Source organism: Micromonospora marincola, from assembly GCF_056150385.1.
Genome location: NZ_JAXCFT010000001.1, coordinates 512,007 through 538,780 on the forward strand (window position 1 = coordinate 512,007; position 26,774 = coordinate 538,780).

At 73.9% G+C, this 26,774-nt stretch carries 29 protein-coding genes; 16 read left to right on the forward strand and 13 right to left on the reverse strand.

Annotation, left to right across the window (positions count from 1 at the left end; all coding sequences use genetic code 11):
• Nucleotides 1-11 precede the first annotated feature (11 nt).
• Complete coding sequence (locus tag SM450_RS02430) at nt 12-221, forward strand: hypothetical protein (RefSeq protein WP_474617980.1); 210 nt, start codon at nt 12-14, stop codon at nt 219-221.
• Nucleotides 208-450, forward strand: a complete 243-nt coding sequence (locus SM450_RS02435) for a DUF6879 family protein (RefSeq protein WP_474617981.1) — start codon at nt 208-210, stop codon at nt 448-450. Before SM450_RS02430 ends, SM450_RS02435 begins: the two co-directional genes overlap by 14 nt.
• A gap of 30 nt (nt 451-480) precedes the next feature.
• On the opposite strand, the gene SM450_RS02440 is transcribed toward SM450_RS02435, so the two are convergent.
• Nucleotides 481-1,011, reverse strand: coding sequence for a flavoprotein (locus SM450_RS02440; protein ID WP_474617982.1), 531 nt, complete (start codon nt 1,009-1,011; stop codon nt 481-483).
• Between the two features lie 82 nt (nt 1,012-1,093).
• On the opposite strand from SM450_RS02440, the gene SM450_RS02445 reads away from it, so the two are divergent.
• From SM450_RS02445 to SM450_RS02465, 5 genes are all read left to right on the forward strand, one after another.
• Nucleotides 1,094-2,365: an AAA family ATPase gene (locus SM450_RS02445; protein WP_474618356.1), complete on the forward strand. Its 1,272-nt coding sequence runs from the start codon at nt 1,094-1,096 to the stop codon at nt 2,363-2,365.
• A 104-nt stretch (nt 2,366-2,469) separates the two neighbouring features.
• Nucleotides 2,470-2,673: a hypothetical protein gene (locus SM450_RS02450; protein WP_474617983.1), complete on the forward strand. Its 204-nt coding sequence runs from the start codon at nt 2,470-2,472 to the stop codon at nt 2,671-2,673.
• A 52-nt stretch (nt 2,674-2,725) separates the two neighbouring features.
• Complete coding sequence (locus tag SM450_RS02455) at nt 2,726-3,034, forward strand: DUF6403 family protein (RefSeq protein ID WP_474617984.1); 309 nt, start codon at nt 2,726-2,728, stop codon at nt 3,032-3,034.
• Nucleotides 3,031-4,377, forward strand: a complete 1,347-nt coding sequence (locus SM450_RS02460; RefSeq protein WP_474617985.1) for a hypothetical protein — start codon at nt 3,031-3,033, stop codon at nt 4,375-4,377. Before SM450_RS02455 ends, SM450_RS02460 begins: the two co-directional genes overlap by 4 nt.
• On the forward strand, nt 4,374-5,327 hold the full coding sequence (locus SM450_RS02465) for a hypothetical protein (RefSeq protein ID WP_474617986.1): 954 nt from the start codon (nt 4,374-4,376) through the stop codon (nt 5,325-5,327). Before SM450_RS02460 ends, SM450_RS02465 begins: the two co-directional genes overlap by 4 nt.
• 27 nt (nt 5,328-5,354) lie before the next feature.
• On the opposite strand, the gene SM450_RS02470 is transcribed toward SM450_RS02465, so the two are convergent.
• The 4 genes from SM450_RS02470 to SM450_RS02485 all read right to left on the reverse strand — a co-directional run bounded on the left by SM450_RS02470 (nt 5,355) and on the right by SM450_RS02485 (nt 10,265).
• The gene (locus tag SM450_RS02470; RefSeq protein ID WP_474617987.1) at nt 5,355-5,921 is read right to left on the reverse strand and encodes a snapalysin family zinc-dependent metalloprotease; all 567 of its coding nucleotides are present in this window, start codon (nt 5,919-5,921) and stop codon (nt 5,355-5,357) included.
• An 81-nt stretch (nt 5,922-6,002) separates the two neighbouring features.
• A complete protein-coding gene (locus tag SM450_RS02475; protein WP_474617988.1) occupies nt 6,003-6,521 on the reverse strand; it encodes a hypothetical protein in 519 nt (172 codons plus the stop codon).
• Nucleotides 6,512-9,859: an ALF repeat-containing protein gene (locus tag SM450_RS02480; protein WP_474617989.1), complete on the reverse strand. Its 3,348-nt coding sequence runs from the start codon at nt 9,857-9,859 to the stop codon at nt 6,512-6,514. The genes SM450_RS02475 and SM450_RS02480 overlap by 10 nt, the downstream gene beginning before the upstream one ends.
• A 1-nt stretch (nt 9,860) precedes the next feature.
• A complete protein-coding gene (locus SM450_RS02485; RefSeq protein ID WP_474617990.1) occupies nt 9,861-10,265 on the reverse strand; it encodes a hypothetical protein in 405 nt (134 codons plus the stop codon).
• Nucleotides 10,266-10,553: 288 nt separating this feature from the next.
• Between SM450_RS02485 and SM450_RS02490 the strand changes: the two genes are divergently transcribed.
• A complete protein-coding gene (locus SM450_RS02490; protein ID WP_474617991.1) occupies nt 10,554-10,901 on the forward strand; it encodes a globin in 348 nt (115 codons plus the stop codon).
• Nucleotides 10,902-11,013: 112 nt separating this feature from the next.
• On the opposite strand, the gene SM450_RS02495 is transcribed toward SM450_RS02490, so the two are convergent.
• The gene (locus SM450_RS02495) at nt 11,014-11,781 is read right to left on the reverse strand and encodes an SDR family oxidoreductase (protein ID WP_474617992.1); all 768 of its coding nucleotides are present in this window, start codon (nt 11,779-11,781) and stop codon (nt 11,014-11,016) included.
• Nucleotides 11,782-11,880: 99 nt separating this feature from the next.
• Between SM450_RS02495 and SM450_RS02500 the strand changes: the two genes are divergently transcribed.
• The 6 genes from SM450_RS02500 to SM450_RS02525 all read left to right on the forward strand — a co-directional run bounded on the left by SM450_RS02500 (nt 11,881) and on the right by SM450_RS02525 (nt 18,004).
• A complete protein-coding gene (locus SM450_RS02500) occupies nt 11,881-12,720 on the forward strand; it encodes a helix-turn-helix transcriptional regulator (protein WP_474617993.1) in 840 nt (279 codons plus the stop codon).
• A gap of 154 nt (nt 12,721-12,874) precedes the next feature.
• Entirely contained in the window at nt 12,875-13,612 is a 738-nt protein-coding gene (locus SM450_RS02505; RefSeq protein ID WP_474617994.1) for a hypothetical protein, read from the forward strand.
• A gap of 13 nt (nt 13,613-13,625) precedes the next feature.
• Entirely contained in the window at nt 13,626-13,886 is a 261-nt protein-coding gene (locus SM450_RS02510) for a hypothetical protein (protein WP_474617995.1), read from the forward strand.
• Nucleotides 13,883-14,287, forward strand: coding sequence for a hypothetical protein (locus SM450_RS02515; protein ID WP_474617996.1), 405 nt, complete (start codon nt 13,883-13,885; stop codon nt 14,285-14,287). Before SM450_RS02510 ends, SM450_RS02515 begins: the two co-directional genes overlap by 4 nt.
• Nucleotides 14,288-14,354: 67 nt before the next feature.
• Nucleotides 14,355-14,558 (forward strand): hypothetical protein, encoded by a 204-nt coding sequence (locus SM450_RS02520; RefSeq protein ID WP_474617997.1) that lies wholly within the window; start codon nt 14,355-14,357, stop codon nt 14,556-14,558.
• Between the two features lie 59 nt (nt 14,559-14,617).
• Entirely contained in the window at nt 14,618-18,004 is a 3,387-nt protein-coding gene (locus SM450_RS02525) for an AAA family ATPase (protein WP_474617998.1), read from the forward strand.
• 494 nt (nt 18,005-18,498) lie between these two features.
• On the opposite strand, the gene SM450_RS02530 is transcribed toward SM450_RS02525, so the two are convergent.
• Genes SM450_RS02530 through SM450_RS02540 form a run of 3 tightly spaced genes read right to left on the reverse strand, consistent with a single transcriptional unit; the run spans nt 18,499 to nt 20,946 of the window.
• Nucleotides 18,499-19,353, reverse strand: a complete 855-nt coding sequence (locus tag SM450_RS02530; protein WP_474617999.1) for an ABC transporter permease — start codon at nt 19,351-19,353, stop codon at nt 18,499-18,501.
• Nucleotides 19,350-20,363: an ATP-binding cassette domain-containing protein gene (locus tag SM450_RS02535; protein ID WP_474618000.1), complete on the reverse strand. Its 1,014-nt coding sequence runs from the start codon at nt 20,361-20,363 to the stop codon at nt 19,350-19,352. The genes SM450_RS02530 and SM450_RS02535 overlap by 4 nt, the downstream gene beginning before the upstream one ends.
• A gap of 28 nt (nt 20,364-20,391) precedes the next feature.
• Nucleotides 20,392-20,946 carry an NADPH-dependent FMN reductase gene (locus SM450_RS02540; RefSeq protein WP_474618001.1) on the reverse strand — a complete coding sequence of 185 codons (555 nt, stop codon included), beginning with the start codon at nt 20,944-20,946 and terminating at the stop codon, nt 20,392-20,394.
• 100 nt (nt 20,947-21,046) lie between these two features.
• Here SM450_RS02540 and SM450_RS02545 point away from each other — a divergent pair, with 100 nt between their 5' ends.
• Entirely contained in the window at nt 21,047-21,547 is a 501-nt protein-coding gene (locus SM450_RS02545; protein WP_474618002.1) for a GNAT family N-acetyltransferase, read from the forward strand.
• A 4-nt stretch (nt 21,548-21,551) separates the two neighbouring features.
• On the opposite strand, the gene SM450_RS02550 is transcribed toward SM450_RS02545, so the two are convergent.
• From SM450_RS02550 to SM450_RS02565, 4 genes are all read right to left on the reverse strand, one after another.
• The gene (locus SM450_RS02550; RefSeq protein WP_474618003.1) at nt 21,552-22,535 is read right to left on the reverse strand and encodes an aldo/keto reductase; all 984 of its coding nucleotides are present in this window, start codon (nt 22,533-22,535) and stop codon (nt 21,552-21,554) included.
• Between the two features lie 109 nt (nt 22,536-22,644).
• Entirely contained in the window at nt 22,645-23,496 is an 852-nt protein-coding gene (locus SM450_RS02555; protein ID WP_474618357.1) for an aldo/keto reductase, read from the reverse strand.
• A 120-nt stretch (nt 23,497-23,616) separates the two neighbouring features.
• Entirely contained in the window at nt 23,617-24,768 is a 1,152-nt protein-coding gene (locus SM450_RS02560; RefSeq protein WP_474618004.1) for an endonuclease, read from the reverse strand.
• A gap of 40 nt (nt 24,769-24,808) precedes the next feature.
• Nucleotides 24,809-25,786 (reverse strand): LysR family transcriptional regulator, encoded by a 978-nt coding sequence (locus SM450_RS02565; protein WP_474618005.1) that lies wholly within the window; start codon nt 25,784-25,786, stop codon nt 24,809-24,811.
• 38 nt (nt 25,787-25,824) lie between these two features.
• Between SM450_RS02565 and SM450_RS02570 the strand changes: the two genes are divergently transcribed.
• The gene (locus SM450_RS02570; protein WP_474618006.1) at nt 25,825-26,691 is read left to right on the forward strand and encodes a serine hydrolase; all 867 of its coding nucleotides are present in this window, start codon (nt 25,825-25,827) and stop codon (nt 26,689-26,691) included.
• The last annotated feature ends 83 nt before the right edge of the window (nt 26,692-26,774 follow it).

The window sequence follows — 26,774 nt, forward strand, 5'->3', positions numbered from 1 at the left end:
CGCCTCCCGGGGTGATCCTCAAGACCGAACGGCTTCAGACGTTCCGCGAACCGGGCATCCCGAGCCGGGAGGCGTTCGTCGCCGGCCGATGGGACGAGGCGTTGCGGATCGCCGCCCAGCACAACCCCGAGCTGGCGCGGTTCTTCGCCCGCCTCGACGGGATGGGCTCTGGGCTGCACCGCCTGCGGATCGTGGACCTGATGCCGTGTGTCAGACCTTGAGGCGGACCATGGCCGGGTTCCGGAGCTGATGGTGGCCGGCAGCCGGGCCGTCTACGACGTTCGTTACGACGACGCGGGGGTTCCGGTCGGCGCGGAGAAAATCGTCGAACCCGGGATCGTCGAAGTCTGCCGGGCCGAGGTCCGCGCGTTGCTCGACCGCGCCGAGCCGTTCGACTCCTTCTTCCGCCGGGAGGTCGACGCCCGCAAGCCCGCGGAAGCGCACCAGTAACCAGCGCCGTAGCGCGGTCGGCCAGGCCCGCTAGCGCTGCTGCGGTCGCGCCGCGCGCAGCGCGTCGACCACCGCCGCCCACCGGCTCGGCGTCATCTCGTCCGGCGACCGCAGCACCTCCGCATCGTGCACCACCACCCCCGCGTCCCGCAGCAACCGCAGGTTCGGCCCGTACGCCGGGTGCGCGGCCAGCGGGGCCTTGACCCGGGGGAAGACGTGGATCGGCAGCCGGGTCCCGAGCAGCTCGTTGAGGATGCCCAGGGCCAGCGTGTCGCTCGCCCCGGCGGCCCACTTGTTGAGCGTGTTGAAGGTGGCCGGCACGACCGCCGCGGCGTCGGCCGGCGGGTGTGGCTCGGGGTCGCCGGGGCGGCGCCACTCGGCCCGTACCGGATGACCGGTCTGGTCGGCGAGCGCGTCGCGGTCGAGCCAGCTCGCGGCGGTCGGGGTGGCGATCAGGCAGACCCGCCAGCCGCCGGCCGCCAGCAGTTCGGCGAGCTCGCCGATCCGCTGGGCCGGGGGAGCGGCGCAGACGATGAGGTAGAGCACCGGCGCTTCACTCATGCCCGCAGTCTTACCCCAGCCGTGTTAAGAAGGGGCCCCGCCTATACCGAATGCGTTAAGAAGGGCCCCCGCCTTGCACGTGGTGGAGAGTGTGCTGCGCGATGTGCGCGAGGGTGCGCACCGGGGGGTGGTGGTCGACTCGCCGCCCGGCGCCGGCAAGAGCACCCTCGTGGTGCGCGCGGCCGTGGAACTCGCGGTCACCGGCGAGCCGCTGATGATCGTGGCGCAGACCAACGAACAGGTGGACGACCTGATCGACAGGCTCGGCGGGAAGGCGCCGGAGCTGCGCGTCGGCCGGCTCTCCGCCACCGACTACCAGCCCAGCGAGCGGGTGCGGAACCACCCGGCGGTCCGGGTCGCGGCGAAGGTCGCCGACCTGGGTGGGCCGGCCGTGACCATCGGTACGGCGGCCAAGTGGGCGACGGTCACCGAGGGGAGCTGGCCGTGGGCGATCGTGGACGAGGCGTACCAGATGCGCGCGGACGCGCTGCTGCGCGTGGCCGGGCGGTTCGAGCGGGCGCTGTTCGTCGGCGACCCGGGGCAGTTGGATCCGTTCTCCACCGTCGAGACCGCCCGTTGGACCGGTCTGACCTGGGATCCGATGCAGTCGGCGGTTGCCACGCTGCTGCGGCACAACCCGGAGCTGCCGGTGCACCGGCTGCCGGTGTCGTGGCGGCTGCCCGCCTCCGCCGCCCCGGTGGTCTCCGCCGCGTTCTACCCGTTCACCGGGTTCCGTGCCGGCACCGGGCCGGCCGACCGGGCGTTGACGTTCACCGAGACGGGACCGGGTGACGGCTACGACGCCTCGGTCGAGCTGGCCGCCGCCACCGGCTGGGCGTTGCACGAGCTGCCCGCCCGGCACACCGTGCGTACCGACGCGGAAGCCGCCGCGGCCTGCGCGGCTCTGGCGTTGCGGGTGTTGCGGCGCGGCGCGGTCGCGGTGAGTGAGGCCGCGCCCGGCGGCGCGCCGGTGACCGCGGACCGGATCGCCGTCGGCGCCGCGCACCGCGACCAGGTCGCGGCCATCCGGTCCCGGCTGGGCGCGGCCGGCGCGGGCATCACCGTGGACACCGCCAACCGTCTCCAGGGCCGGGAGTACGACGTGACGATCGTGCTGCACCCGCTCTCCGGCCGGCGGGACGCGACCGCGTTCCACCTGGAGTCGGGGCGGCTGTGCGTGCTGGCGTCCCGGCACCGGCACGCCTGCGTGGTGGTGGCCCGGGCCGGCATCGGTGAGTTGCTCGACGCCTACCCGTCGACCGAGCGGGTGCACCTGGACGTGCCGGTGAAGTTCCCGGACGGCTGGGAGGCCAACCAGACGGTGCTCACCCACCTGGACGCGCACCGGGCCTGAGTACGCACACCTGGGTACGCGCACGGTTCGGAAGCGACGGGCGGGCCGGCCGGGCGGTCCGTTCGGATCTTCCGGCGGGGGCAGGCGGTGGGCAGGATGGCCGGGTGCATCCTTACGACCCGTACCAACAGCAGCCGCCGTATGCCGGGTACTACCCGCCGCAGCCGGAGGAGGACGGGATCAACTGGTCGACGGTCCTCTGGGTCGCGGTGCCGGCGGTCCTGGTGATCCTCTGCTGTGCCGGGTGCGTCGCCTCGGGGGTGGCGGGGGCCTTCATGGAGGGCTTCAACGAGGGGTTGTCGTCGTAGGGCCGGCGCACCCCGACGGGCGCGGTTGGCGGCGGTGCGTTAGACAGGGATCATGACCGCGAGCGTGCTGACCTGGCTGGGTGGGGCCGTGGTGGCGGTGGCCGCCGGGTTCCTCGCCACGCTGCTGCCCCGGCGCCGGGCCCGGGACCGGGGCCGGCGGGTCGCCTGGTCGTCGGCGCGGGCGGCGATCGACGACGCCACCGTCAGCCGGGACGCGGCGACCGCGCCGGTGCCCGAGGCGGAGCGGCTGCTGGCCCGCGCCGAGATGCTCGCCGCCGCACGCGAGGGCGGCGCGGACGCGGCCCGGGAGGCGGCCGAGCACGCCCGCCGCGCCGACGACCTGTGGCGGGCCGGCCGGTGAGGGTACGCCTGGAGGTGCTGCGCTGGTCGTTGCTCGTCGCCGCGGCGGTCGTGCTCGTGGTGTTCCTGGTGGCGCAGCGGCAGAGCGTCGAGGTCAGCTACGGGCAGTCGCCGTCGACCGCCTCGCTGCCCGCCGAGGGTTCCGCCGGGGAGCTGAGCGACGCCACCGTGCCGTCGGTGGCGGAGATGACCGCGATGGTGGCCGCCGATCCGGTGGTCCGCCTGCCCGGCGCGGTCGCGCGTTGGGACGAGGCGCGGGTCCGGGCGGCCGTCGGCGACACCCGGATCCTGGTCGCCCCGCCGGGGCTGGACGAGGCGGAACGCCGGCGGGTGAAGGACGTGGAGAACGCCGAGATCCGGATCGTCGGCACCGAGGTCAGCGGCGGTCTCTACCTGGCCACGTCGGACGACCTGCCGAGCTGGCGGTCACAGTTCGCCACCGGCGACGTCACCAGCCAGGTGCTCACGCTGCTCGCCGCACTGCGCAAGCAGCCGACCCCGCCGGACCGCGACGACCTGCGCTGGCGGGAACCCACCGCCGCCGAGCTGGCCCCGGTGACCGCCGCGCTGCGCGCCACCGGCCGGTACGCCGCTCCCGGCGCGACACTGCCCCGGCTGCCGGAGAAGACCGCGAAGGAAGCCTTCCCCGGCGACGCCTGGTTCGTGGCGCTCCCGGCCCAGCCGTACGGGACGCCGCTGCCCGCGTACGGGCCGGCGCTGCACCGGCTCGCCCCGGACCGGCCGCTCGTGGTGATGTACGGCGGCTGGATCGAATACCACGGGCCGGGCGCGGCGGAGTTCGCCGAGGTGGCCGGCGCGAGCTTCTACGCGCAGTACGCCGGCCGGCTCAGCCGCTACGACTATCCGCAGCTCAACGTGCTCGGCGCGTACCTGGCCCGGGTCACCGACGTGCGCTACGCGGGGCTGTTCGACAGGCCGCTGCCGTACCGGCCGTTGGACCCGCTGCGGGTGGCGCTGCCGGCGTTGCCGTGGCTCTTCGCCGGCTGCGTGGCCGGGTTCGTGGTGCTGTCGATCCGCACCGTGCGCGGCGCCGGCCGGGGCCGGCCGGGTGACGTCGGGCCGGGCGGCGCACCGGCCCGCCTGGCCGGGCTCTCCGCGCTGGCCGTGGAGCTGTCCCTGCTCACCGACGCGCGGAGCGACCCGGCGCTGGTGCGGGGCGTCGGCCGGCTGCGGTCCGCCCGGTCCGCGCTCGACGACGGGCTGCCCGACAAGCACGTACGCGGGCTGCTCGCCGGCGCGGAGGCCGAGCTGGACCAGGTGGCCCGGGATGTGCGGATGCCCGGCTACCGGCCGGACGTCTACCTGCGGGGGAGGCTGTCATGACCGCCGTCGCGCGCCGGTTGCTCGGCCGGTTGGTCGGCAGCGCGTTCGGCCGGGCGGTGCTCGCCTGCCTGGTGCTGGCCGGCTGGGCGCTGTGGTCCGGCGGCATTTTCGACGGGCCGGTCGCCCGGCAGGTGCGCGCCTCGTCGGTCTACGCGGCGCCCGGCGTCGACGTGGACCGGGCCGCCGCCGAGCGGGTCATCGGCAACCGGCGGCTGGTGGTGCTGATGATGGAGCCGGGGGCCGACCTGCGCGAGGTCTGCGACGACACCGAGCGCGCCACCCAGGGCACGCTTGTGCTGGCGATGAGCCGCGACGGCGACGACTGGGACACGTACGGCTGCTCCCGCGTCGGCGGCGACAGCCCGCGTGACATCGGCCGGTCCATGGTGGCGGAGACCGTGATCAGCCAGGGGGCGGACGCGTTCGTGGACCGGCCGGTCGAGGCGCTGAAGGTGATCGTGCTCAACTACGACCGGCTGGTCCGCACCGGTCTGGTGCCCGACGGCGGGCGGACGATCAGCCCGTCGTTGCCCCGCTACCTGCTGGCCGGCGGCGCGATCGGTGGCGTGGTGGCCGGCGCGGCGGCGCTCTGGCTTGGTGGTCGGCGGGCCGGTCGGCTGGCCGACGCGCGGCGGGCCGGGCGGGACGCGCGCGCCGATGAGCGGGCCGCGCTTGGCGCCGCCACCGCGGTCCTGGCCCAGCAGATCATCGACCTCGACCGGGCCGGCGGGCCGGGCGGTTCGGCGTACCGGCGGCTGGCCGGCGAGTACGTCGGGCTGCTCGACGAGGTGTCCGAGTCCGACGGCGGGTCCGTGGACCGGCTGCGTGAGCGGGTCGAGGAGTTGAGCCGAAGGGCGGCCGACCTGGCCTCCGAGCCACCGGCCGCGCGAGCGCCGCGTCAGCGGACCGGCCGGACGGTGGCGAAGAGGCGCGAACGGGGCCGGCGGTGACCCGCCGACCCCGTCACCGGTGCGTCGTCAGTGCCCGGCGCCGACCACCGTGGCGGCCGGCCAGCTGTCGCTGAAGACCTGGGCGGACGTCGCGCTGCGGGCCGCGAAGCCGAACAGCGAGTCGACCCGGGCGGCCTCGGCCGAGCTGGGGTACGGGTTGGTGCAGCCGGTGCCGGCGCTGCCGCCGGACATCAGGATGGCGCAGTTGCCGTTGTAGTTGTCCGGCAGGCCGAGGATGTGGCCGATCTCGTGCGTCACGATGCGCAGCGGCGAGTACTGCTGGGCCTGGTAGTAGTCGATGACCACGCGGCCGTTGCCCAGGCTGGTGCGCTGGGCGTACGACCCGCCGCCGTAGGTGTAGTAGATCATCAGGTTCGACCCGCACTGGGCCATGTTGATGTTGTTGGTGTAGTTGTTCCAGATCGATGCCGCCTGCACCGCCGTGCTGGCGAACGGGCCAGCCTGGCTGGTGTTGTAGCAGACGTTGCGGACCGCGGCGGAGGCCGGTGCCGGGTTGACGGCGACCGCGCCCAGCGCCGTCAGCGTCACGGCCGCGAGGGTGGCGAGGATCCGGGACAGCTTCGGCGTACGCATGGTTCACACTCCTGGGGGATGGGGGGTGTGCGGACGCCGACAGCCTATAGATAGGCGTCGATCGATATCAAGGTCTCTGCGTCAGCAGGAGTTCTTGGCCCGCTTGCGGAACTCCTTCTCGGTGACCTTCTCGTGGCTGCTGGGCTGCTTGCCGATGAGCACCTCGCCGGTGCCGAGGGCGGCCAGGTCCTCGGCCGTGAAGGTGATCGTCACGGTGGGCCGGCCCCGGGCGTAGCCGGCGAGGCCGTACGCCTGCCCCGGCGCCAGGGCCGTGAGGCCGCCGTCCGACACCGACCACCCCGACGGGGGCGTGCCGAACAGCGGCATGCCGTCGGGCACCTCGGACCCGGTGCGCTCCAGCCGCCGGCCGGGGCCGTCGGCCGAGGTGGTGGCGGTGCCGCTTTCCGGATAGAGGGAGACGGTGTCGATCTGGAAGTCGGGGCAGGCCGCCAGCAGGACCGTGGGGCGGTCGCCGTCCAGCCGGAGGGCCGCAAGCGGCTTGGCGGACGGGGAGCAGGCGGCGACACCGGCCAGGGTGGCGAGCACGGCAAGCGTGCCCACCACCCGACCGGCGGAACGGGGCCGTCCTGTTACCAACACAACCCAATCATGCAGTCGCCCGCCGATTTGAGCCACAACGGGTCGAGGAGCTCGTCGTAGTCCCAGTAGCCGCCCTTGTACGGGTTGGCGCCGATCTCCCACGGGTTGAAGTCACCGTCCGTGCCGGTCAGCAGGTACGACAGCTCCGTCCCGGTGAAGTACAGGATCAGGAAACTGGCCGGGTCGAAGTGCTGCCACTGATCGGAGTGCCTGGCCTCGTGCTCCAGCAGGTCCGGCCCGTACGTCGAGGAGTCGATGCCTTGCTGCCGCAGCTCCGCCCGCTCCCGCGCCTCCTCGTCGAGGTCGCTCTGAAGGTCGCTGGCGGTGCCGGGGTAGAGCAGGAAGTCGCCGATGGTCATCGGTCGGCCGTTCGGCGTGTGCGAGTTGTAGCAGATCATCTGCTTCGCGCCGGCCACACAGTTGCCTCCCCACAACCTCACCGCGACCTGGGCCAGCTTGTTGTTGTCCTGGTTGCCCGTTCGGAGCGGCGACATGTCGGGCTGAGGCGTGTTCAGCGGCGGGTGCTCCGACGCCTGCTCCTGCCGCTTCAGCTCGATGGAGCGCAGCAGCGCGGCGTCCGCGTCGGCCTGCGCCTGGGCCGCGCTCTTGCCTGCGGCCTTCGCTGAGGCGTACGCGGCCTGCATCGACGCGTACGCGTTGTCAGCCGCCGTTTTGGCCTTCGCCGCCGAGGCGGTGGCCCGGTCGGCCGAGACGCTCGCCGCCTCGGCGCTGGCCCGCGCCGACGCCGCCGCGTTGCGGGCGACCTGCGCCGACTGTGCCGCCTGGACGGCCGACGTGGCGGCCGACTTGGCCGACAGGAGCGCCTGGTTGGCGTAGGCCGCGGCTTGGTTGGCCGAATCGCGCGCCTGCTGGGCGTACTGGGCCGCCTCCGTGGCGGCGTTCCGGGCAACCGCCGCGAGGCGTTGCGCCTCGGCCGCGTCGGCCCGGGCCGTGGCGGCGATCTGCGCGGCCTCGGCGACCAGCCCGGTGACCCGGGAGACGTGCGTGGCGGTCTCAGCGTCGCGCCGGGCCGCCGCGTACTGCCCGCGGACGAGGAAGTCGGCAAGCGAGGCGGACGGGCCGGAGAGGGCGATGTCGCCGGCCGCCTTCATCTCGGGACCACCGGCCGAGATGATCTGAGCGATCCTGACGCGGTTGTCCTGCGCCTCCGCGACGTATCGCCCGGTGGTGAGGAACGCCTGGCGCTGGGCGGCCGTGCCGTTCAGCGCCACCTGCGCGGCGGCCTTGGTGGCCGGGCCGCCGGAGGTGATCAGCTGCGCGATGATGATGCGGTCATCGGTGGCCTTGCCCGGGTAGTCGCCGGTGCGCAGAAATTCCTGAATCTGGGCGTGGGTGCCGCTGAGCACGGCCTGGGCGGCAGTGCGCTGGGCATCCTTGGTGGTGGTGGAGGCCATCTCGATGACCCGGTCGCGGTCGTCCTCGAGCGCTGCGGTCTCCCGCCCGGTGCCCAGGTAGGCGCGCATCTCGTCCTCGCCGCCGGCCAGGGCGCCGGCCGCCGCGGTCCGCGACCAGTTGCCGCCGGTCTTCATCAGCCGGGCGGCGGCCTTGCGGCCGTTGCTGAGCACGGTGGCGGTGTCGGCGCCCGGCGCGCTCGCCGCGGCAAGCCACTGCCGGGTCTCGGCGTCGACGCGCGCCTGCTCGGTGGCGTCGGCCGCCGCGGCGGCGTTGGTGGCCGCCTCGTCCTGCGCCGCCTCGGTGGCGTCGTCGATGCCCTGCTGGCGGTAGTTGGCCAGGCGGGAGGCGTCGTCGTCGCGGTTGGCCTGCTCGACGGCCGCCGCCTGGTTGGCCGCGGCAGTGGCGTCGTTCGCCGCGGTGGTGGCCGCGTTGGCGGCAGCGGTCGCCCGGGCGGCGGCCGTGGCGGCCTCGCCCGCGTGCTGGGCGGCCTCGTCGGCGGCCTGGGCCGCGGCGGTGGCGTGCGCGGCTGCGGCCTTGGCCGCCTGGTACGCCTCCCGCGCCGCGCTTGCCGCGGCGTTGGCGTACCGCTGGGCGGCGCTGGCCGCCCGGGTGGCGGCTGCGGCCTGGCGGCGGGCCGCGGCTGCGGCTTCGCGGGCCCGGGCCGCCTCGGCGGCGGCCACATTGGACTGGCTGCCGGCGGCTGCGGCGGCGTCCGCGGCGTCCGCCGCGTTCTTGCCGGCGCTGGCGGCGGCGGTGGCCGCGCCGCTTGCCTCGCTTGCCGCGTTGCCTGCGGCAAGCGAGGCGTCCGCGGCCAGCAGCGCCTGGGATGCGACGGTGCGGGCCGTCGCCGCGGCCTGGCGGGCCGCAGCGGCCTTGGTCGCGTCGCCAGCGGCCGCGGAGGCCGCGTTGTATGCCTTGGTCGCCGCCTGGCCGGCGCGGGCGGCGGCGGAGGCGGCGCGGGCCGCCGCGTTCGAGGCGAGCCGGGCGGAGGCGCTGGCCGCGTTGGCGGCGCCGATCGCGGTGCGGGCGGCGTCGGCGGCACGGGCCGCGGAGTCGGCGGCACGGCCGGCCGCGTTGGCGGCCTTGGTGGCCGAGTTCTGGGCGGCGGCCGTCTCGGCGGCAGCCTTGACCGCGGCCTCCTTGGCGAGCTTGGCGGCCTCGACCGCCTGGTCGGAGGCCTCCTTGGCGGTCGCGGTCTCCTCCGCGGCCAGCTCGCCGGCCTGTCGGGCCTGGTCGACGAGCCCGGTGAGGGTGCTGACCTCCTGGTCGCGGGCGCGCGCGACGTCCTGGCCGTAGACGAGGAACTCGCGCAGGTCCCGCGCGGTGCCGTTGAGCGCGGTCTGCGCGGCTGCCTTCACCTCAGGGCCGCCCGCGTTCATGATCTGCGCGACGCGGACACGGTCGTCCTGGGCTCTGGCGGTGCCCCAGCCGACGGCGAGGAAGTTGAGCAGGTCCTGCGCGGTGCCGTTGAGCGCGGCCTGCCCGGCGGACTTCACCTGGGGACCGCCGACATTGATCACCTGCGCGACGCGGATGCGCAGATCCTGGCGGAGAGGCTGGGAATAACCGCCGTCGAGAAACGCCTGGACGGAGGCGGCTGACCCGTCAAGCGCGGTCTGCGCGGCGGCCCGCACCGACGGGCCGCCCACGGACTGGTATTGCGCCACCTCGGTGCGGTTGTCCCAGGCCTTGGCCTCCGAGTAGCCGGTGGCGAGGAAGGCGGCCAGGTCGGCGTCGGAGCCGAGCAGGGCCGCCTCGGCCGCCCGGGCCACCGCGGGGCCCTCGCTGGTCATCAACTGGACGCAGCGGGCGCGGTCGGCCGCCGTGGGGGCGCCGGCCTGGGCCGGAGTGGCGATCAGGCCACTTGTGAGAGTCAGCAGGGCGGCAGTCGATGCCGCGATCATGGATCGAGAGACACGCATGTCAGCCCCCGAACGGGTAGCGCAGCTCAAGGATCGTGGCCGATCCGCGGCTCTGGCCGACACCGACCGGCTGCCACTCGCCGGGCTCCACCTTCTCGGTCTCGACGACAGTGGGATCGTCGTGGGTCTCCACCTTGGCCGCGACGGTGCGCGCGTTGTCGCCGCGGACGAAGTAGACGTCGGGGATCTCCATGGTCAGGTAGCCCACGGTGCCGGTGGCCTTGAAGCAGAAATTCGGCCCCGCCGGGAAGTCGGGCTTGAGGCTCTGCACCAGGATCAGGTCGGTGGGCGGCACGTCCGGGTCGGCGCCGCAGTCGGCAAGCACGATGTGCCCGTCGCCCTTGACCAGCTTGATGCCGCGCTGGGCGAGGACCTTGTCGGCGCCCGGGTAGTTGAAGTCCTCCACAATGGATGGCGGTTCGTCAGCCGCAGAGGCGGCAGAAGCGACGGTCCCGGTCACTGCGGCGGCCATGGCTGTGACGGAGAGAAGTATGACCCCGTGGCGGTAACGCATTGTATCCCCCGAATTTCGATCAGCGACTCCCCCGGCCTTCAGCTCAGGGGGAATGTCGATGAGATCGTAAGTGGTACGTCGCGCACGGTGTGTCCCGTCTCGCGCCCGTGGCGGCGCGAGCGGAGCTGAACTGATCAGGCTCGATCATCCGTACCCCTGGTCGTGCGGACGACGGAGCTGGTGACGTGTTCCCCGGAGCCCCGCGACCGGCTCGGCCCGGCCGCCGTACGCGGGGCGGTGCACCGATGGCTGCGGCTGGTCGCGGCGGACGCGGAGTTGGCCCCGTACCTGCTCGGGATCGACCGCCGACGCCTCGCCACCCAGCTCACCCTGGTGATAAGGAGGGGCCCCCGCTTAACGTTTCCGGTAGAGGCGGGGGCCCCGCTTAACACCTCTGTCGGGCCGCTGACCGAGGAGCAGCGGTGGCGCGTCCTCGACTACCTGGCCGCCGCGCTCTGGGCGCTCGACCTGCCGGTGGCGACGGTCGTCGACGCGCAGCGGGCGGTCGCCGGCCTGCTCCGGGCGTGACCCGTGCCGGCCGGGTGCGACCGGGCCGACTGGGTGCGACCGGGCCGACTGGGTGCGACCGGGCCGGCCGGGTGCGACCGGGTTGGCCGGGCGTGAGCCCGGCCGCGCGGGGTCAGGTGGCGGCGTGCGGGTCGGCCGCGTTCAGGGTGGCGACGACCTGGTCGTAGTCGCCGCGCGCCGCCGCGTGGCGGAGGAACTTCACCCGCTCGACGTGGATCTCGGTGGCGTCCGGCTGCGCCTCCAGCAGCGCCACCACCTCGGCCACGAACTCGTCAAGCGGCATGGCGAACTCGCTGGTCTCCTGGCCGGGCAGCAGCCCGGTGCGCACCGCCGGCGGCACCAGCTCGACCACCCGTACGCCGGTTTCGGCCAACTGGAGCCGGATCGACTCGCTGAGCATGTGGATCGCGGCCTTGGAGGCGTTGTAGCTCGGGGTGACGCGCAGCGGCACGAACCCCAGGCCGGACGAGACGGTGACGATCGTGGCGTCCTTGCGTTGCCGCAGGTGCTCGACGAACGCGCCGATCAGCCGGATCGGACCGAGCACGTTCGTGGTCACCACCTCCTCGGCCGAGGCGAGGAATGTCTCGGGTGAGCGCCAGTCCTCGACCCGCATGACGCCGGCCATCGCCACCAGGACGTTGAGGTCCGGGTGCCGGGCCAGCACCGCCTCCGCCGCCGTGGCGATGCTCGCCGGGTCGGTGGTGTCGATCGGGACCGTGTCCAGGTCGGGGTGGGCCGCGGCGATCTCGTCGAGCAGTTCGGTACGCCGGCCGCCGACGATCACCGTGTTGCCCCGGTCGCGCAGGGCGAGCGCCAGGGCCAGGCCGATCCCGCTCGTGGCGCCCGGGATGAAGATCGTGTTTCCGGAGATGTCCATGCGACAAGCATGGCCCGGCCGCCGTGCTCGGTGCAGAGATCCGCGATCGAGGGATCCCGGATCCCTGGCTCACGCGGCCGGCGGGCGGATACTCGGATCATGGATCGCGTTGCCCTGGCCGACTTCCTCCGTCGTCGCCGTGAGGCGCTGCGCCCCGGCGACGTCGGGCTGCCCGAGGGCGCCCGACGGCGGGCGCCCGGGCTGCGGCGGGAGGAGGTCGCCGCGCTCGCCGCGATGTCGACCGACTACTACAGCCGGCTGGAGCAGCGGCGCGGCCCGCAGCCGAGCCCGAACCTGCTCGCCGGGCTGGCCCGGGCGCTGCGGCTGACCGGCGACGAGCGTGACTACCTGTTCCGGGTTGCCGGGCACAGCCCGCCCGAAGCCGTCGCCACCGCCACCCACGTCGCGCCGGCGCTGCTGCGGGTGCTGGACCGGCTGTCGGACACCCCGGCGGTGATTCTGTCCAACCTGGGCGAGACGCTTGTGCAGAACCGGCTGGCCGCCGCGCTGCTCGGCGATCCGTCCGACCGTACCGGGCCGGCCCGCAGTGAGATCTACCGGTGGTTCACCGAACCGGGCCAGCGGCAGCGCTATCCCGCCGAGGACCACGACCGGCAGAGCCGCGCCCAGGTCGCCAACCTGCGCGCCGCCTACGGGTCGATGGGCCCGCGGTCGCGCGCCGGTGAGCTGGTACGGGTGCTGCGCGCGGCAAGCGCGGAGTTCACCGAGTTGTGGGAGCGGCATGAGGTGGCCCAGCGTTTCGCCGACCACAAGACGCTCATCCACCCGGAACTCGGCCCGATCGAGCTGGACTGCCAGGTGCTCTTCACCGAGGACCAGTCGCAGGCGCTGCTCGTGCTCACCGCGCCGCCGCGCAGCGAGGGCGCGGAGAAGCTGCGGTTGCTTGCCGTGCTCGGGCACGAGCGCTTCCCCGCCTGAGCGGTGCGACGCCCCGTGTCGTGAGCCGGGCGTCCCGTGCGGTGCCCCAGGCACAGGAATGCGATTCACGCCGCCGGGAATCCCCGGCTTTGCTGTCAACCTCCCGTCACGCACGGTGTTCAACTGATCTGTTCCGGTCGATAGCGTCGAACCATTGAGCGTCGACGAAGGGCCGACCATGAACGACAACGGACACCCGTTCGATCGCCGGCGACTCCTCGCCGGCGCGACGGCGGCCTCGGCGGTCACCCTGACCGGCCTGGCCCTCGTCTCCACCACCGGTGCCGCGGCGGCGGCACCGGCCCGCACCGGAACGCCGCTGCTCAGCCGGGACCGGATCGCCGACGCCGCGCTGCGCTCGCCCGACGGCTCCGCGCCGGCGGTCGGCGTGCAGGCCGACTTCCACGCCCGGCTCGCCGCCTGGCTGGCGTTCTGGTCGGCGAACTCCCCCCGCTCGTGGAGCGCGCCCACGCAGGTGGTCGCGCGGATCGAGCCGGCCGGCGACGCGCTGGTCCTGCACGCGATCCGCTACCGGCGCGACGACGAGGCGTACGCCGGGTTCGCCGCCGCCCGGCGGGACGCCACGCACCTGGCCACGCTTGCCAGCCTGCACCACCACTTCCCGAGCGTTCGGGTCCGGCCGGACGGCACGATCCGGGTCGGCGACGGCCCGGCCGGGTTCACCGGCGCGCCGGAGCAGGTCGCCTTCGCGGTCACCGCCTGCCGTGAGTTGTGGGGCGACGCGGCGGCCACCGCCGGCCGCTGGCAGGAGCACGCCGGCCGGGTCCTCGCCCGCGCCGGTCAGCCCACCGACGCCGCCTCGCACGCCGGCTGGGCGGCCTTCACCCGGACCAGCCTGCGTCGCGGGCTGGGCACCGAATCGTACGAGTGACCGGAGGTAACACATGGCCCGCAACGAGTTCCGCTTCGTGGTCGACGGCGTCGACCTGACCTCAGACCAGCAGACCCTGATCGCCGGCGAGATCCAGAAGGCCGGCCTGGCCGCCCTGCGTACCGCAAACGCCAAGCTCGTCAACCCGCTCACCCTCGGCCACGGCAACCTGAAGCTGCGCCCCGAGTGGTACGGGCTCTGGGTGCTCGACGGCGTGCTCGCGCAGGACCTCGGCCAGAAGATCAACGACATCGGGTTCTGGATCCAGCGGTGACCGACGCCGCCCGGCCCGCCGGCCCCCCGGAGCGGATGTGCCCGAGCACCCCGGCGTCAAACGCCACGGTGTTCCTCGGCATGATCACTCCGGCGGGCCGGGTGGCCTACGTGACGCCTGCGGTGCCGGCCGAGGTGGCGCTCGCCGGTGTCGACGACTCCGCCGGGCCGATCGAGTCGCGGGTGCGGCTCGCCGGCCCCTGCGTCACCTCGTCCTGCGGTTTCTGGACCGGCTCGCACTGTGGGCTGGGCGCCCGGATGGCCGCCTCGTACGCCGAGACCGCGCCGCCCGCCGAGGAGGCGCTGCCGAGGTGCGCGATCCGGCGTACCTGCCGGTGGTTCGCCGAGCAGGGGCCGGCGGCCTGCCCGGCCTGCTCGCACGTGGTCACCGACGCCCGCTGACCGTGGGGCCGCCTTGACCGGTAGGTCACACTGGGCACAGACCCCGTCACCCGGAACGGAGGACGTCATGCGCTGGCTCGTCATCATTCTCGTCGTCGTGGTGGTTCTGGTTGGCCTGGCGGCCTGGCGCCGACTGCGGCGCAACTCGACGGACCCGGACGGTCAGGTCCGCGACCTGGCGGCGTCCGCCGAGGCGCGCCGCCGGCTCGACGACCACCGCAACCCGACCGACGGCAGCAATCTGCGCAGCACCGGAGGCGGCAGCCTCTGACGCCCACCGCCATGTCGGCGGCCCCGGGTGTCGGACCCGTCGACTAGCGTCGGGAGGCCATGGAGCCGCGGTTCGGCGAGGAGATGATCGGCCGGGAACACCCGGCGGGGCTGCTGCGCGCCGAGGTGGCCCGGGTGATCGACAGTCACGGCGGCCTGGTCCTCGTCACCGGCGAGCCGGGCATCGGCAAGACCACCCTGGTCTCGGCCGCCGCCGGCGAGGCCCGCCGGCGCGGGGCGCTTGTGTTCGGCGCCGCCTGCTGGGACTCCGACACCGCCCCCGACTACTGGCCCTGGTTGCAGGTGCTGCGCCGGTTGGCCCGGTCCACCGACGATCCGCCCGCCGCGCGGGAGGCCGCCGCGGCCGGGCTGGCGGCCCTGCTCGGCGAGCACGAAGCCGCAGACGACGCGATCGCCGACGGCGGCGGCCCGGCCGAGCCGGCCGGCGGCGAGGGCGGTCCAGGTGGCGGCGGCGGTGCGCGCGGCGACGGCGAGCGGGACGAGTTCGTCAGGCACGACGCGGTGACAAGCGCGCTCGTCACCGTCGCCCAGCACCGGCCGCTCGTGGTGGTCCTCGACGACCTGCACTGGGCCGACCCGGCGTCGCTGCGGCTGCTCCAGTTCGCCACCCAGCACACCTGGTTCGAGCGGCTGCTGCTGATCGGCACCTACCGCGACGCCGAGGTCGAAGCCGGTGACCACCCACTGCGTCCGCTGTTGCTGCCGTTGACCGCGAAGGCCACCACCGTCACGCTGGCCGGCCTGGACCGCGACGAGGTGGCCGCGCTGATCAGCCGCACCGCCGGCCGGGAGCCCGGCGCGGGGCTCATCGACGAGGTGCACAGGCGCACCGGCGGCAACCCGTTCTTCGTCGAGCAGACCGCGCGGCTCTGGCACACAGGTGGTCTCGCCGACACCATCGCGCCAGGCGTACGGGAGGCGGTGCGCCGCCGGCTCGACCAACTGCCCGCCCCGGTGGTCGAGGTGCTGACCGTGGCCGCCGTGCTCGGTCGCGAGTTCCACAGGCAGACGCTTGCCGCCTGCGTACCCGGTCCGGCCGCGCAGGTGGACCGGCTGCTCGACCGGGCCTCCGCCGCTCGGCTGGTGCTGGCCCGGGGCGGCGGCCGGTTCGCCTTCGTGCACGACCTGGTCCGGGAGACGCTCTACGACGGGCTGCCCGAGGCCGACCGACGCACCAGGCACGCCGCCGTGGTCCGGGCCGTCGACTCCGACACGCTCGTGGGCCGGCTCATCCCGGCCGACCTGGCCCGCCACGCCTGGCTCGCCGGCGCGGAGCTGGACCCGGCACGCGCCGGTGACCTGCTGCTGGCCGCCGCGCGGGACGCGAGCGGCCGGCTCGCCGTGGAGGAGTCGGTGCGGCACTTCCGGCGGGCGCTCGACGTCACCGACGAGCCGGTCCGGCGGGTCCGGGTGCTGCTGGAGCTGGCCGGGCTGCTGCATCACGCCGGGACGCTGGGGGAGGCCGAGCCGCTGCTTGTCGACGCCGCCACGCTGGCCCGTGGGCTCGACGAGCCGGTCCTGCTGGCCCGGGTGGCGCTCACCGTCCACGGCCAGCACGCGGCCACCCGCCGCCGGCTCGACGCCGACGCGCTGGTCCGGGAGGCGTACGCGGGGTTGATCGGCCCGCCCGACCCGGAGCGGTCGACGCCGGCCCTGGTCACCGACCTGATCACCGCCACCGAGACGCTGGCCCGGCACGGCCGCGACGACGAGGCGCTTACCTTCAGCCTGTGGGCCCGCCACGACACCACCTGGGGGCTCGGCACCGCGCCGGAGCGGGCCGTGGTCACCGCGGAGATCCGGGAGGTGGCCCGCCGCGGCGGCGACCGGGACACCGAGTTGTGGGCCACCTCGCTGCGCTGGGTGGCGCTGCTGGAGCTGGGCGATCCGGGTTACCGGCACGAGCTGACCGCGTTCGTCACCGGCTGTCGCGCGGGTGACGTGGCCCGGCAGCGGATGGCGGCGGCCGTCGACAGTGGCATCATCGCCGCGTTCCAGGGTGACTTCGCCGCCGCCGAGGCCAACTATGCCGAGCTTGACGGCTACGGCGAGTGGGAGCACTCGGAACACGCCTTCATGGCACACCACCTGCGCTGGTCGCTGCTGGTGCTGCGTGGGCGGCTCGCCGAGGCCGAGGCCCTGCTCGACCGGCCCGGCCCGGCCAACCACCCGCAGGTGGAGCTGCTCCGGGGGATCACCGCCGCCGAACGCGGCGACGCGGCGGCCGTACGCCGGATCATCGGCGGGATCGAGGCCGCCGGGGCCGCGTACCCCCGACCGGTGTCGACGTTGTGGCTGCGGTTGCGGGCCCAGGCGGCGGCCGTGGACGGCGACCCCCGCCGTTGCGCCGAGGCGCGGACGGCCCTGGCACCCCACCGTGGGCGGTGGCTGGTGGCGTTGTTCGGCTGCGACATCGGCGGTCCGGTCGACCTCTGGCTGGCCGTGGTGGACGCGGCGGAGCGGCGGTGGGACGACGCGGTCGCCGGTTACGCGGCGGCCCGGGACACCGCCGACCGGCTCGGCGCCCGGCCCTGGTCGGTGTTGAGCCGGGCCGGGCTGGTCCAGGCGCTGGTCGGGCGCGACGGGCCGGGCGACGCGGCCGAGGCGACGCGGTTGCGGGCCGAGACGGTGGCCGAGGCGCGGGCGCTGGGCCTGGCCCGGGTGGTCGAGCGACTGGCCGAGGCGTCCGCGCCGGCCGTGGCCCCGGTGGAGCGGCTGGCCGCGGAGTCGACGCCGGGCACGACGCAGAACCGGCTGGTTGCGGAGTCGACGCCGGGCACGACGCGGAACCGGCCGGCCGCGGCCGGGCACTCGGTCGACCAGCCGGGCGACGGTGGGGCGGGAGGGCGTGCGGGTGCGGCGGTCGACGCGGGCGCGGGCCGGCCCGAGTTCTGCCTCGACGGTTCGGTGTGGCGGCTCGCCTACGCGGGCGCGGTGGCGCACCTGCCCGACGCCAAGGGCCTGCACGACCTGCGGCTGCTGCTGAGCCGGCCGGGCGTGGACGTGCCCGCGGTCGAGCTGCTCGACCCGGCGGCCGGCGCGGAGCTGGTCGCCGCCCGCCGGCTCGGCGCCGACCCGGTGCTCGACGACGAGGCGAAAACCCGCTACCGGCAGCACCTGCGGCGGCTCGACGAGGAGATCGACCGGGCCGCGTCGCGCGACGACACGCGGCGGCTTGCCGCCCTGGACGCCGAGCGCGCGGCCCTGCTCGACGAGCTGCGCGCCGCCGCCGGGCTGGCCGGGCGCACCCGTCGGCTCGGCGACCAGGCCGAACGGGCGCGTAAGGCGGTGACCGGCCGGATCCGGGACACGCTGCGGCGGATCGAGCACCGGCACCCGGCGCTCGCCGCGCACCTGCGCGAGTCGGTCACCACCGGCGGCACCTGCCGCTACCTGCCGGCCGAGCCGGTCCCCTGGCGACTCTGACCGCCCCCACCTGACGCCCGCCGATCTTGGACTTGTGGCACCTCCGATACCGCCATGGATCCGACATTCCGTGGCACCACAAGTCCAAGATCGACGCCCACCATCGAGACGGAAACGGCTGGGAGGGGCACAATCCTTCCAAGTCACCGGTCTCGTCGGGACGCCGCGCCGGGCAGGTCTCGTGCGAGATGCGGCGGGTAGCGAGTTTCGGCAGATGATCGACACCATTCCGGTGAAGTGGTGGCATCCCCGCCCGGCGGATACCGCCACGTCGCCGAGCTGGCGTCCGGATCTCTCCGGGTCTCCAGCATGCGAGAACGCTTGGGGAGCAGCCGCAGCGGGTGGCCGACGGCAGATCCCGCAAGCACTCGCTGGGTGCCACCCCGGTCCGGCGTTCCTGAAGTCGGTGGTGCTGTCGCCGCCATTGATCAACACCGTTGCGCCGAGATGGCGAGGTCCGCGTCCGGCGGACCCCGCCACCTCGATCGAAACGGTCAGCGGCGGTTGTAGCGGCGCATGGTAAGCGTGCCGAACACCACCACGAAGCCGGCGCTCCACAGCAGCAGCCACATCGTGTTCGTGGCGTCCGTGGAACCGGCCATCACGGCCCGGACCGAGGCGACCAGATGGGTGATCGGGTTGACCTTGACGAACGCCTGCAACCAGCCCGGCATGGTGGCCGGCTCGACGAACACGTTGCTCAGGAACGTCAGCGGGAACAGCACCATCATGCTGACGCCCATCACCGACTTCTCGCTGCGCAGCACCAGGCCGAAGAACGTCCACACCCAGGAGAACGCGAACGAGAAGATCACCAGCAGGCCGATCCCGGCCAGCACCCCGAGCAGGCCGCCGTCGGGGCGGAACCCGAGCACCAGCCCCACCCCGAGGATGACGACCGCGGCCAGGATGTAGCGCAGCACGTCGCCGAAGATCATGCCGACGAGCGCCGCCGGCCGCCACACCGGCAGGGTACGGATCCGGTCGAAGACGCCCTTCTCGATGTCGTTGTTCAACCCCACCCCGGTGTACATGGTGATCATCACGACGCTTGTGACCATGATGCCGGGCAGGAAGAACTGGAGGTACGCCCGCGGGTTGTCGGCGAGCGCGCCGCCGAACAGGTAGGTGAACATCAGCACCATGATGATCGGGAACGCGGTCACGTCGAACAGTTGCTCCGGCACGTGCTTGATCTTCAGCACGGCCCGCCAGCCGAACGTCAGGGACGCCGAGAGCGGCCCCGGCCGGGCCGGTCGCTCGCCGGGCGCGAGCACGGTGGCCAGCGCCTCGGTGGACGGCACGTAGACGGACGGCGCCCGCCCCGTGGTGGTCGCGGTGTCGCTCATCGGGCTGCCTCCAGCTCGTCGTCCCGCGCGTCCGTCTCGACGGCCGGGTGGTCGGTCAGGGCCAGGAACACCTCGTCCAGGCTCGGCTGGCCGAGGGAGAAGTCGTCCACCACGATGCCGGCCCGGGCCAGCTCGCCAAGCGCGCGGGCGGCCTGCTCGCCGGCCTCCAGATCGGTGCCGTCCTCGCCGACCCGGGCGGTGAGCGCCACCGGGTCGGCGGCGAGCTGCACCGGCACGTTCAACACCGTCCGCAGCACCTGCTCGGCCCGGGGCCGCTGCCCGGCGTCGCGCAGTCGCACGTGGACAGTGCCGGAGCCGACCGACGACTTCAACTCGCCCGGGGTGCCCTCCGCGATCACCCGGCCGTGGTCGACCACCGCGATCCGGCCGGCGAGCTGGTCGGCCTCGTCCAGATATTGCGTGGTCAGCAGCACGGTGGTGCCGTGCGCGACCACCGCCCGGACGATCTCCCACACCTGGTTGCGGCTGCGCGGGTCCAGCCCGGTGGTCGGCTCGTCCAGGAACAGCAGGTCCGGCGTGTTCAGGATGCTCGCCGCGATGTCGATCCGCCGCCGCATCCCGCCGGAATACTTCTTCACCTGCCGGCCGGCCGCCTCGGTCAATCCGAACGCGGCGAGCAACGCCTCGGCCCGCTCCCGCGCGGCCGGGCGGCTCAGCCCGAGCAGCCGGCCCAGCAGGACCAGGTTCTCCGCGCCGGTCAGGTCCTCGTCAAGTGAGGCGTACTGGCCGGTCAGGCTCATCCGGGCGCGGACCGCGTCGGGCTCGGCGACGACGTCGTGGCCGAAGACCCGGGCCGTGCCGCCGTCGGGACGCAGCAGCGTCGCCAGCACGCGGACGGCGGTGGTCTTGCCAGCGCCGTTGGGCCCGAGCATCCCGTACACGGTGCCGGCGGGGACCCGCAGGTCCAGCCCGTCGAGCGCCCGGGTCGAGCCGAACGACCGGACCAGGCCGTCGGCCTCGACGGCCAGGCCGGTGTTCCGGTTACTCATGATCGATACCTCTCTCCGTGGGTGGTTCTCAGCAGGCGTACGGGCGTGCCGCGCGGCCCTCGCGCAGCGCCAGGCCCCACCAGCACAGCTCGTCGAGGAGCAGCCGGACGTCCTGCCGGAGCCCTTCCTCGGCGTGCCCGGTGGGCTCGCCGTCGAGCAGGTCGAGGCCGACCGTGTCCCGCACGGTCATCGCGTGCAGCGCGGTGAACACCGTCCGGAGCTGGTCGACCGCGTGCAGGCCGACGGACCGGCAGCCGTACGACACGAAGCCGACCGGCTTGGCCTGCCACTCGTCGTACGCGACGTCGATCGCCTGTTTCAACGAGGCCGGGAAGCTGTGGTTGTACTCCGGGGTGACCACGACGAACGCCTCCGCCCGCGCCACCTGCCGGGCGAACTCCCGCATCGCCGACGTGGGCTCGGCGGGCAGGGCAGCCGGAAAGGCGTACCCGGCCAGGTCCAGCTCGTGCACGACGAGCCCGACACGGCGACGGGCCTCGGCGGCGAACCAGCGACCGATCCGGTCGCCGACCCGTCCTTCCCGGGTGCTGCCGATGATCACGGCGAGCCGCAACGCTGTCATGCCGCCCTCCCTCGCTGCCGGCCTCACCCTCCAGACGCCAGAAGGCCGCCAGATCCGATCTGGCGGCCTTCTGTCAGGGGGTCCTGGTCCAATCGGTGGCATGAGCGAGGTACGCATCGTCCGATGGAGCACCGACGACCTGGCGCTGCTGCGGGCGCTGAACAGCCCCGAGGTGCGGGCGCACACCGGCGGCCCGGAGACCGACGAGCAGGTCCGCGACCGGCACGAGCGTTATGTGCGCGGCCCCGGCCCGCGCAGCGGCCACATGTTCGCCGTGGTCACGCCGGACGGGACGAAGGTGGGCAGCGTCGGCTTCTGGCCGCGCGAGTGGCACGGCGAGCCGGTCTACGAGATGGGGTGGGCGGTGCTTCCCGGGCACCAGGGTCGAGGGCTGGCCACCGCTGCGGTGCGCGCGGTGGTCGAGGCCGCCTCGGCGGTGGGCGACCTGCGGCACGCGCACGCCTACCCGTCGGTGGACAACCCGGCGTCGAACGCCGTCTGCCGTAAGGCCGGTTTCACGCTGCTCGGCGAGACGGAGTTCGAATACCCGCCGGGCCACCTGATGCGCTCGAACGACTGGCGGGTCGATCTGACGCGCTGACCGGTCAGTGCGCCGCGTCGAGCCGGGCCCGCTGGTCGGCGGTCAGTTCCAGGTCCACCGCGCACAGGGCCTCGTCCAGTTGCGCCACCGAGGAGAAGCCGGCAAGCGGGATCGCCGGCAGCTCGCCGCCCATCAGCCAGGCCAGCACCACCTGGTTGACCGTGGCGCCGGCTTCGGCGGCCACCGCGCGCAGCGCCGCCAACCGGGCCGGGGTGCCTGGTAGCGCGTACGCCTCGCTGAGCCGTTCCGGCTTCGCGTACGCGCCCCTGAGCAGCGGTGAGTACGCGACCAGGGTGAGTCGCGGCTCGGCCCGCAGATAGCTGGCCAGGTCGGGGCCGACCCAGCCGACGTCGCCGTCCGGGTCCAGCTCGCCGGGCAGGTCCACCCGTGGGGGCAGGTAGCTGCGGTGATATTGCAGCACCTCGTACCCGGGCAGGCCGGCCGCCGCGGCGAGGGCCCGCGCCCGCTCCACCCGCCAGGCGTGGTGGTTGCTCGCGCCGAGCAGCCCGACCGTGCCCTCGGCGACAAGCTCGGCGAAGCCTTCGACGGTTTCCCGCAGCGGGACGGTCCGGTCCTCGATGTGGGCGTAGAGCAGGTCGATCCGGTCGACGCCGAGCCGTTCCCGGCTGCGCTCGGCGGACTCGCGGATCACCTTCGCGGACAGCCCCTCCGGGTTGTCCAGGTAGCTGGTGCCGGGCGCGAGCGGGCGGGCGCCGAGCTTGGTGGCGAACACGATCTCGTCGCCGATCCCACGGCTGCGCCGCCAGCGGCCGAGCAGTTCCTCGCTCTCCCCGCCCTGCCCGCCGTTGTGCCAGAAGGCGTAGTTGTCCGAGGTGTCGACGAAGGTGCCGCCGGCTTCGACGTAGCGGTCGAGGACGGCGTACGAGGTGGCCTCGTCGGTGGCGGTGCCGAACAGCATCGCGCCGAGGCTGAGCACGCTCACCTCGCGGCGGGTGGCCGGGTCGGTGCCGATGGTGCGGTAACGCATGGAAATTCCTCCCCGTCGGAGCGTTTCCGCAAGCCTGCCCCTTCGAGCACGCGCGAAGTCAAACGCGGAGGGGCCCCGGTTGCCCGGGACCCCTCCGGCGCGCGTCCGGTCAGTTCGGCACGTAGTCGAACGTGTCCGGGTTCGGGCCCTGCCGGCCGGCCTCGCCCTTGTCCAGCGCGGTGAGCCGGTCCATCGCGGCGTCGTCGAGCGTGAAGTCGAAGATGCCGACGTTCTCCTCGATCCGCGTCGGCGTGGTCGACTTCGGGAAGACGACGTCGCCGCGCTGCACGTGCCACCGCAGCACCACCTGGGCCGAGGTCCGCCCGACCTGCTCGGCGAGGTCGACCACGGTCGGGTCGTCGAGCACCTTGCCCTGCGCGATCGGCGACCACGCCTCGGTGAGGATGTTGTGCGACAGGTCGTACGACCGCACCTCCTCGTTGCCGAAGTAGGGGTGCGCCTCGATCTGGTTCACCGCCGGCACGACGTCCGCCTCGGCGGCCAGCCGCTCCAGGTGCGCCACCTGGAAGTTGGACACGCCTATCGACTTCACCCTGCCGTCGCGCTGAAGCTCCTCGAGCACCTTCCAGGTGGAGACGTAGTCGCCGTCGTAGAGCGTGGGCAGCGGCCAGTGGATCAGGAACAGGTCGAGGTAGTCGAACTTCATCTCGCGCAGCGACTGCTCGAACGCCTTGCGGGCGTCGTCGGGGCGGTGGAAGCCGTTGTTGAGCTTGCTGGTGACGAAGACGTCGCCCCGGTCCAGCCCGGAGGCGCGTACCGCCTGCCCGACCTCGGCCTCGTTGCCGTACATCTGCGCGGTGTCGATGTGCCGGTAGCCGATCTCCAGCGCCGTGCCGACCGCCCGGGCGGTGTCCTTGGGGTCGATCTGGAACACCCCGAAGCCGAGCTGCGGGATGGAGTTGCCGTCGTTGAGCGAGATGTCCGGAACGCTGATGCCCATGTCGTGTCTCATCTCCGATCGTTCGGGGGGCCCGGAAGCGCTTCCACGTGGCGGCTCCCGGGCCGTGTCACAAGGTGTTCCTACCCGATCGAAGGGCATCCTCACGCCTGGGGACAGACGTCAGCCCCAGATCGCCCGCGCCCACTCCGGGTGGTCGACGAACGGATTGCGATTGCCCTGCCAACGCTCGTAGATGCGCTGGTTGCGGCGCTGCTCGAAGGCGTCCGGCGGGTCCTGGTCGTGCCAGGCCAGCAGTTTCGTCAGCCGCCCGAGCCGGGGCGTGCTGCCGTTGGCCACCGAGTCGTTCGGCTCCAGGTCCGGCCAGCCGTCGTCGCCCTCGTACCGGATCGCCATGTAGAGGATCATCCGGGCGACGTCGCCCTTCACCGCGTCGCGCGGCTCGAACGAGTCGGCGTCGGTGTAGCAGCCGGGCGCCTGGGCGACCGCGCTGCCGCCGGTGTCGAAGTCCTTGTTGCCGCGCGCCGAGTTGACCGACACGTCCTCCGGTCGCAGGTGGTGCACGTCGGTGCCGGGTCCGGTGGCGGTGCCGAAGTCGCCGTGCGACTTGGCCCAGACGTGTTCCCGGTTCCAGTCGTCGGCGCCGCCGCCGTTCGCGGTCTTGCTCTGCGAGCGTCCGCTGTAGAGCAGGATGACGTTTGCCGGGTTCGCCGGGTCCTGGTCGGTGTCCTTGAGCGCCTCCCACACCTGGTCGTAGGTGAGCCGGGTCTGCGTCCTGATGATGGTGTGGAGGGCGGTGCGCAGCGCCGGACCGGTCTTGCCTGTCGCTGCCGCGTAGTAGGCGCTGGGCGAGGTGGTGGGGCTCGGCGTGGCGCCGCCGCCCAGGCTCATCGTGGTGGGGTTCTTCAGGCCGCCGTGGCTGAAGTAGGCGGTCAGGGTGCCGGTGGCGGTCACCTGCCGCCCCCGCAGGGACGGGTTGGTCAGCAGCCCGAAGCTGCTCCGCCAGGCGGCCGTGACCTGCACGTACAGCATTCGGCCGGTGTTGGTTTCGCCGGCCTGGTCGGCGATCGCGATCGCGGTGTCCGCGGTGTAGCCGGACGTGATCACCGTGGTCGTGGCGGTGGGTTGGCCGATGACCCAGCCGGTGACGGTGGCGGCGCGGCCGTCCTGGGCGGCGAGCGCCTGCGCCACGGTCAGGGTGGCCGCCGCCGACGCCGCGTTTGTCACCACGAGTGGGGTGGTGACGGTGACGGTCAGCACGACCGCCGTGATCAGCCGCCCGGGTCGCGAGCGGGTGATGCTCCTGATATTCATGATCGGCAATATTAGCGGGTGTCGGGTGAACGTCGGGAGATCAGGACGACAACTCTCCGTCCTGGCCGGCCTCGAACAACACCGGCCAGGGGCGGGCCGCCGGCGCGACGAGCGCCGGCCCGACCGGCGTCTCCGGCGCGGCGAGCACCTCGGCGGCGAGTCGACCGAACATCGGCGCCGCCGGGTGCGCCGCCCGGCCCGGCCAGGCCGCGGAGATCCGCCGGACCAGCGGCGCGCGGGTGAGCGGACGCCAGGCGATACGCGGCTCCCGGCGCGCCAGCGCCGCCGGCTCGACGGCCACCGCGCCGCCGGCCAGGAGCAGCCCGAACAGGAACTCCGGGTTGCGCGCCGGGCGGACCCGGGGCGGGGCGAAGCCGTGCTGCCGGCACACGGTCAGCAGGTGCTCGTGCCAGCCGGGCGCGGTGGCCGGCGGCGCGGTGACCAGATCCAGTCCGGCCAGGTCGGCCAGCGCCACCTCGCGGGCCCGGACCAGCGGCGACGCCCGGGGCAGCAACGCGCCGACAGGCACGTCCACCGGCTCGCCGAACCGCAGCCCGGCCTCCGGGACCGGATGGTGCAGCAGGCCGACGTCGAGGCGTCCCTCCGCCAGCATCCGCCGCTGCTCGGCGCTCGTCAGCTCGTGCAGGTCCAGGTCGAGCCCGGGCGCGCGGGCGGCCAGCCCGTCGAGCAACGCGCGCAGCGTCACGGCCGGGGTCTCCGGGGGTACGCCGGCGCGCAGCACCCCGAGCGCGCCCCGGCGCACCTGGTCGGCGAGGTGGCGCAGCCGGCGTTCGCCGGCGAGCAGGTCGTCGGCCTCGCCGAGCAGCAACTGCCCGGCGGTGGTGAGGCGGACCCGCCGCTGTGACCTGTCGAACAGGGTGGCGCCCAGCTCCTGCTCCAGCCGCCGGATCGACTGGCTCAGCGGCGGTTGCGCCATGCCGAGCGTCTCGGCGGCGCGGCCGAAGTGCAGCTCGCGGGCGACCACCACGAAGTGCCGCAGGTGTCGCAGCAGGTCCACCCGCGTCACCCTAGCCCCGCGCTGGTTACCGTGTCGGGGTGGATGCGGCGGAACGGGTCGGGAAGATCTTCGAGCGGGCCGGGCTGAGCGGCTGCCTGCACGTCGCCGACGTGGACGAGGTGGCGCTGCGGGCCGACGAGCGGATAGTCATCGCGTCCGTCTTCAAGATCCTGCTGGTGCTGGAGTTCGCCAGGCAGGTCGCCGCCGGCCAGCTCGACCCGACCGAGCGGGTGCTCGTCGCCGCCGCCGACCGGCTCGGCGGCTGGGGGGTGGCCGGGTGCGCCGACGACGTCGAGGTCTCCCTGCGCGACCTCGCGTACTTCGCCATGTCGGTGAGCGACAACACGGCCGCCGACCTGCTGCTGCGACGGGTCGGCCCGGACGTGCTGCCGATGCTCGCCGCGGAGCTGGACCTGCCGCGTACCCGGATCGTCGGCGGTCCCCGGCACCTGGTCGAGACGATGCTCGCCGACGTGGGCGCCCGTACCGAGGCGGACTTCGCGCGGATCTTCCCCACCCTGTCGCCGGAGCGGGTCCGGGCCATGCGGGTCTTCGACCCGGAGCACACCACGTCCGGCACCGCCCGAGAGCTGACCCGGCTGCTCGGGCTGGTGTGGCGGGACGAGGCCGGGCCGCCCGCCGCCTGCGCGATGGTGCGGGAGCTGATGGCCCGGCAGCTCTTCTGGACCCGGCTGGCGGCCGGGTTCCCGCCCGGGGTCCGGGTCGCCGGCAAGACGGGCACCCTGCCCGGCCTGCACCTGGAGGCCGGCGTCGCGGAATATCCCGACGGCGGCCGGTACGCGGTCGCGGTGCTTGTGCGCACCGAGCGACTGAGCACCCGCCGCATCGACGCGGACCTGGCCATGGGGGAGGCCGCCCTCGCGGCGGTCGAGTCGCTGCGCTGATTCCCGGCCGGCCGGTCCCGACTGCGACGGCTCTGAGCTGCGGTGATATCGAACCGGATATCGATCCTTCAGCCGTTCGATCT